The sequence below is a fragment of the Phyllobacterium sp. P5_D12 genome (assembly GCF_054049495.1).
Map to the genome: position 1 here is coordinate 1 of NZ_JBFUMG010000819.1, position 1,492 is coordinate 1,492.

Genomic DNA, 1,492 nt, shown 5'->3' on the forward strand with positions numbered 1-1,492 from the left:
ACTTCCCTTCGATCCGATTTCAGAAGCACTGCATGAAAGCCTGATCTGAGTATGTACTGACCAATCTTTAGATATAAAAATTGGTCAGTAAACCACTTTGCTTGTCAGTGACCAAAATTTGTATATAATCTTCGGTCAGAAAGTAGGGCCCCTCATGCCGGATCCAACATCCGATACACTGGAACGCATCCACGACCGGATCGCCAGCACGGCACCTTCGGGCGTTTGGTCGCGAGCCGATTTCCTCGATATAGGGACGCCGAACGCCGTCGAAAAAGCACTGCAGAGGCTAACCAGTCGCGGCGACATCCGCCGCCCGTATCGAGGCTTGTACGACAAACCAGGCATCAGCCAGTTGACGGGAAAAATGGTCTTTCCGCCGCGCGCCTCATTCATCGATGCGATTGCCCGGCGCGACAAGCTGCGTGTCCTCGTGGACGGTATGACCGCCGCGAACGACCTTGGTTTGACGACGGCTGTTCCGGCCCGATCAACAATCTATGCGGACACCTATCCCCGAACTATCGAGATCGAGGCTAATGCCGGTGATCCGCATGCCACAAAGCCGGTTATCTATATCTTGGACTTCAAGCGCATTTCGGCAAAGACGGCTTTTTGGGCGGGCCGCCCGGCAATGCGAGTGATCCAAGCCCTCCACTGGTTTCGGGATGAGCGATCCAATCTGGATGCCGTTGTCGATAGTATCGTCCGCTACTTGGGACGAAGCCCGCACAGGCAGCCGATTATCCAGGATCTGCGTGAAAACATCCATTCTATCCCCGCCTGGATGTACCCAGCTGTGGAAACCATAACCCGCGGCTTGCACGCTGCGGAGGTGGACGGCGATCCAACGAACGACGATGCCAAGGATGAACATGCGCCAGAACTTCATTGAAGTCCTTCGCTCCAGCGCTGACGAGCGCAGAGCACTGTTCTCAACCGCTGCTTCTGACCTTGAGACGCGGGCCGAGAATATCGAGAAGGATCTGTATGTCTGTTGGGTGCTCGACTTCCTGTTCAATAGACGCCCTAGCGATCCAATCGGTCTTTACTTCAAGGGCGGCACCAGTCTCAGCAAGGCTTATGGTCTAATCAAGCGATTCTCCGAGGATATTGACATCGGCATCTACAAGTCGGACCTGAAAGTCCCGCTTGAGGCTGACATCGCCGCACTTCCTACTGTCAATCAGCAACAGAAAGCACTGGCGGATCAGGTGGACGAGGCTGCACGGCGATATATGTCGGGACCCCTCAAAGACTTGCTGGCCCAGGAAATCGCCGCGATCGAAGGAGCGAGCGGACAAACGGGACACTTCTCGCTCGGCTTCGGTTACGATTCGTACCGGAAAAAAGAAGCGCTCGATATTCTCATCGTGGGATACAAAAGTGTCTTCGATATGAGCGGCGGCTATGTCGAGGCGGCGGTGCGCATCGAAGGCGGAGCGCGCCCCGATCCCTTACCTACGGAGTCGCGGCGGATCATTCCCTACAT

The 1,492-nt window shown here is 55.4% G+C and carries 2 protein-coding genes; both read left to right on the top strand.

The window, feature by feature from the left end; genetic code table 11:
* Positions 1-154 precede the first annotated feature (154 nt).
* Positions 155-895, top strand: a complete 741-nt coding sequence (locus tag ACXJ5O_RS26730) for a DUF6088 family protein (protein WP_457302549.1) — start codon at positions 155-157, stop codon at positions 893-895.
* On the top strand, positions 876-1,492 hold a 617-nt coding region (locus ACXJ5O_RS26735; RefSeq protein WP_457302550.1), incomplete at its 3' end, for a nucleotidyl transferase AbiEii/AbiGii toxin family protein. The genes ACXJ5O_RS26730 and ACXJ5O_RS26735, both read left to right, overlap by 20 nt.

Coding starts and splice junctions, on each gene's coding strand:
- ACXJ5O_RS26730 (WP_457302549.1), top strand. CDS start 155: ATGCCGGATCCAACATCCGATACACTGGAACGCATCCACGACCGGATC.